Source organism: Bradyrhizobium sp. 62, assembly GCF_023073035.1.
In the GTDB taxonomy this organism is placed as follows: Bacteria; Pseudomonadota; Alphaproteobacteria; order Rhizobiales; family Xanthobacteraceae; genus Bradyrhizobium.
Genome location: NZ_JADPIT010000016.1, coordinates 269,975 through 274,497 on the forward strand (window position 1 = coordinate 269,975; position 4,523 = coordinate 274,497).

The following is a 4,523-nucleotide window of genomic DNA, read 5'->3' on the forward strand; positions in this document are numbered from 1 at the left end:
TCGGTGCCGCCGGCAGCCTGGATGCGGCTGATGCCGTCCTCGACCAGTTTGGCGGTATCGCCGGGATCGAGATTGCGCAGCACGGCATTGGTGCCGACCTGCCAGATCACCAGATCCGGATGCACGTCGATCACCTCTTTCTGGAGGCGCTTCATCATCTCGGGTGCGTCCTCGCCGCCGACGCCGGCATTGACGACGGTGATGTCGGCAGTCGGATAGTGCCGGTGCAGCTGCGCGGCAAGGCGATTGGGATAGTTGAACTCCGGCGAGCTCGCGCCGAATCCCGCGGTCGACGACGAGCCGAATGCGACGATGACGACGGGCTGGCCGGCGACGAGCTTGCCCGCGACATGCGGCAGCGAGCCCATTGCCTTCGCGCCGCCCTTCGGCGACAGGCAGGGGACGCGGCTGAAGATGTCGCCGGCGGATTTCGCGACCTGCTTCACCTTGTCGATGGCGCGCGCCGTGATGCCGCGCTGGTCGGGGGACGTCGCTGCGACGGTGGTCTGGGATGGTGAAGCGGGAGCCGGATCAGCCGATTGCTGCGGGGCCGGCGTTGCCTGCGCGGCCTGCGTCTGCGCGCGCGACTGCGAGGCCGGACTCAGCAACAGCAGCACCGCTGCTGCGGGCACAGCCAGCCATGCCGTCAGGCAAAAAGGGCGGAGAGAACTCATTAACGCTAGACCTCAATTTTGCTGCTGGGCCGGCTCCAGATGGGCAGCGTCGATCACGAACTGTGCCAACGCCCGGCCAAGGCAATCATGGACCTGTTTCGCCAGCTCAGGCCCGCGCGACGGGCTGAACAGGTCGAACTGCCCCTGGTCATTCCACTGCCGCATGATCGCGAAACGATCGAACAGCGGAATATCGTGCTCCTGCGCCACCACCCGCATATTGTCGAGGTATGGCGGCACCGAGATCATGGTTTCGGTACGCGGACTGTACTGCAGATTCATCAAGACGACGTCAGCCCCTGCCTTTTGCAACGCAACAACCCCTTCGGTCACCGCGCCACGAAAATCGTCGGGATCAATGGCTCGAATAGCATCCACGGTCCCGGTCTGCCAGATGACCAAAGTAGGCGCTTTTGCTTCCATCAGCTTAACGAAGCTGGCGGCCGCCTCCTCGGCCGTTTTCTTGCTCTGTATTTCTACGGAGACGTGCACAGTCTCGGTCGGCGGCAGCTTCTCCTTCAGGATGGCCTGCATCCGAGCCGGATAAGAAGCGTCCTCGGAGGCCGGAATCGTGGTCGAGCGGCTGCCGATGACCAGGATTTCGAGCGGCTTGCCGGCCTTGATGGCATCGGCGACCTTGGGAAGCTGGCTTTCGCTGGTGAGCAGATAGGACGGCAATTCGCAGGCTGCGGGCGCGGCTGAAGCAGCAGGCGCGGCCGAAGAAGCAGGCGCAGCATCGTCCGCACGCGCCGGAGGCGCGGCGAGACCACCGCACAGCAGGATCAGGCTCAGGAAAACCTTCGCCTTCATCAGCCCCCTCCCGCCATATCGGCGCTGCCGACGGCGCTTTTGGTTTTCGAACCGCTCTTGTCAGCCACCCGCTTGTACCACGAAATCAGCCAGGCCATGGCCCACATGATCAGGATTCCGGAGAGACTAATTAGCGCATGCATCACCGGGCCGCCCGAGACTTCGGCCAGGATGAAATGGCCGGCAAAGGCTAGGAAGACGCCAAGACAGAATATCTCCAGGGAATGCGAGCCGCACAGGATCAGCGGCCGCAGCCAGGGCGATTTCAGGCCCGGCCAGTCCCGGGGCAGGACGCGCACGGTGAGCGCGGCCAGCGCCAGGAAATGCGTGAAGCGCAGCACGTCGAGGTCGGCCTTGTCGATCGGATACATCCACTGCTCGAGCCGCTTCGGCATGAAGTGGGAGAGCTGCGGCACATACCAAGTCAGCGTCACGTAGAATGCCGCGACCAGATAGGCGATCGCGATCCACATCGTCACCCGCGAAGCGAGAATGTGCGACATCCGTCGCGCACCCCCGAGCGCGCACCATGCCCCGAACACGAACAGCAATTGCCAGGCGAAGGGATTGAAGGCCCAGAAGCCGTTTGGATAGGCCGACAGATAGAGATCGTATTCCCAGGTCACCGCGTAGAGCGCGACGGAGAGGCCGAGCGTCACGTCGGGGCGCCATTTCATCAGCCACAGGATCAAGGGCAGCGCCAGCATCAGCACGATATAGAGCGGCAGCACGTCCATGTTGACGGGACGGAAGCGCAGCAGCAGCGCCTGCACGATGGTGACGTCGGGCTGCTTGAGGAAATCCATGATGCCCATCTCTTCGGTGTAGAGCGGGTTCTCGAACCTGGTCGCGACGTAGGAGATTTCGGCAAGGAAGATCGTGAACAGGAAGACGTGGGCGACATAGATCTGCCAGACGCGCCGCAGGATGCGCGCGGTGGCGACGACGATGCCGGACTCCAGCATCGCCCGACCGTAGACGAAGGCGGCGGTATAGCCGGAGATGAAGATGAAGATCTCGGTGGCGTCGCTGAAGCCGTAATTGCGGATCGTGAACCAGGTCAGAAGGCTCGGCGGCAAATGGTCGATGAAGATCAGCCACAGTGCCAGGCCGCGGAACAGGTCGAGCCGGAGCTCGCGCTCGCCGATGGCGGGCAGCGAAATGGCCGGCGATGCCGCGCGCGGCTTCGCACCCGCGGATTTGACCTCCACAGGTTTGGCGGTTCCCGCGATCGTCGATCCCGTCACTTGGTCGGCAATGGTCATCGGGGGCTAAAAACCCTTCCGCAAATCGCGACGTGGCAAGGAGTGTACCGGTCCGGCCGTCATCTCGCAAAGCGCCCGGATCACATGCAAAGACACTTGGACGTGTACTTCCCTGCGAATTCTGGCGGGACGATGTCGCCAGAACCGCCTCCAGCGTTTGGTTCCCGAGCAGATTTCGGTATGATGGCAATCATGTACCGCGCCGTGACCCGCCAGATCGAAGTGACCGTCGAGCCGAACTTTGTTCCGGAGCAGTCGTCGGCCGACCGCTCCCGCTATTTCTGGTCCTACACCATCGTCATCACCAATTCCGGCGACGAGACCGTGCAGCTCAAGACGCGGCACTGGATCATCACCGACGCCACCGGCCGGCAGCAGGAGGTGAAGGGCGAGGGCGTCGTCGGCGAGCAGCCGACGCTCGCCCCCGGCGAACGCTTCGAATACACCTCCGGCGTGCCGCTCACGACCGCCTCGGGCTTCATGACCGGCCGCTACCAGATGGTCAGCGCAACCGGCGAGCGCTTCGAGATCGACGTGCCGACGTTCTCGCTGGACAGCCCGGACAACAAGCGGGTGTTGAATTAGGGTCTGAGATGGTGGGCACGCTTCGCTTTACCCGCCCTCCGGCACTACAGCACCGCGCTACGCGTCCTCGACGCCCGCCTCGTCCGGTGTGAACTCGTACACCGAGCTGCAGAACTCGCAGGTCACGACGACCTTGTCGTCCTTGACCATCGCGGCACGATCGTCGGACGAAAAGCTCTTCAGCATCGATGCCACCGCGTCGCGCGAGCAGGAGCATTGCGCCTTCAAGGGCAGCGGATTGAACACGCGCACGCCGCGTTCGTGGAACAGACGGTAGAGCAGCCGCTCGCCGGACAGCTCCGGATCGATCAGCTCGACATCTTCGACGGTCTCGATCAGCGAGCGCGCCTCGACCCAGGCATCGTCTTCAGCGACGGCATGCACCTCGACGCCTTCGGGCGCATCGCCGGGATGCAGATCGGCCTGCCGCGCGCGCTCGGGCGCCTTCGGCAGGAACTGCATCAGCATGCCGCCGGCGCGCCAGCGATGCTTGCCGCCGTCGTTCGAGCGCCACTCCTCGCCGACGGCGAGACGCACGCGGGTCGGGATCTGCTCGGAGCGCAGGAAATATTCGTGAGCGGCGTCTTCCAGGCTGCCGCCGTCGAGCGCGACCAGGCCCTGGTAGCGGCTCATGTCGGGGCCCTGGTCGATGGTCATGGCGAGATGACCGTGCCCCAGCAGCGCGCCGGAATCCTTTGCATCGCCGAGGCGCGCGGCGTCGTAGCGCGCATAGGCGCGCAGACGATCCGGCGCCTGATAGTCCACGACCAGGAACGACACCGGACCGTCGGTCTGGGCCTGGAGGATGAAGCGGCCCTCGAACTTCAGCGCCGAGCCGAGCAGCGTGGTCAGCACGATGGCCTCGCCGAGCAGCTTGCCGACCGGCGCCGGGTAATCGTGCTTGGTCAGGATCTCGTCGAGCGCCGGACCAAGCCGCACCAGCCGACCGCGCACATCGAGCGCGTCGACCTCGTAGGGCAGCACGGCGTCATCGATCGGAACCGCGGATGGCGCGCGAACCGGGCCTTCGGGCCCGGTTTTCATGTCAGGGGATTGGGAAACCATGGCGCTTTATCTGGGGTCGGAAGGCGGAATTGGAAGGGGTTCGGAGCAGCTCATCTGGACACTGGTTTGATCATGATACGGCAAATTCGGTGTCGCCCCGGCGAAGGCCGGGACCCATAACCAC

The 4,523-nt window shown here is 64.2% G+C and carries 5 protein-coding genes; 1 reads left to right on the forward strand and 4 read right to left on the reverse strand.

The genetic code is table 11. From position 1 onward, the window contains the following. The 3 genes from IVB47_RS20290 to IVB47_RS20300 all read right to left on the reverse strand — a co-directional run. Window positions 1-674, reverse strand: a 674-nt coding sequence (locus IVB47_RS20290; protein ID WP_247463659.1) for an SGNH/GDSL hydrolase family protein, incomplete at its 3' end; no start/stop codon positions are given. Between the two features lie 12 nt (window positions 675-686). Continuing rightward, the gene (locus IVB47_RS20295) at window positions 687-1,484 is read right to left on the reverse strand and encodes an SGNH/GDSL hydrolase family protein (protein WP_247463662.1); all 798 of its coding nucleotides are present in this window, start codon (window positions 1,482-1,484) and stop codon (window positions 687-689) included. Then, window positions 1,484-2,749 carry an OpgC domain-containing protein gene (locus IVB47_RS20300; protein ID WP_247285326.1) on the reverse strand — a complete coding sequence of 422 codons (1,266 nt, stop codon included), beginning with the start codon at window positions 2,747-2,749 and terminating at the stop codon, window positions 1,484-1,486. The genes IVB47_RS20295 and IVB47_RS20300 overlap by 1 nt, the downstream gene beginning before the upstream one ends. A gap of 180 nt (window positions 2,750-2,929) precedes the next feature. On the opposite strand from IVB47_RS20300, the gene apaG reads away from it, so the two are divergent. After that, the gene (gene apaG, locus IVB47_RS20305) at window positions 2,930-3,334 is read left to right on the forward strand and encodes a Co2+/Mg2+ efflux protein ApaG (protein ID WP_106941285.1); all 405 of its coding nucleotides are present in this window, start codon (window positions 2,930-2,932) and stop codon (window positions 3,332-3,334) included. A 57-nt stretch (window positions 3,335-3,391) separates the two neighbouring features. Here apaG and IVB47_RS20310 read toward each other — a convergent pair whose 3' ends face one another. Next, entirely contained in the window at window positions 3,392-4,399 is a 1,008-nt protein-coding gene (locus tag IVB47_RS20310; protein WP_027514423.1) for an Hsp33 family molecular chaperone, read from the reverse strand. Between the last annotated feature and the right edge of the window lie 124 nt (window positions 4,400-4,523).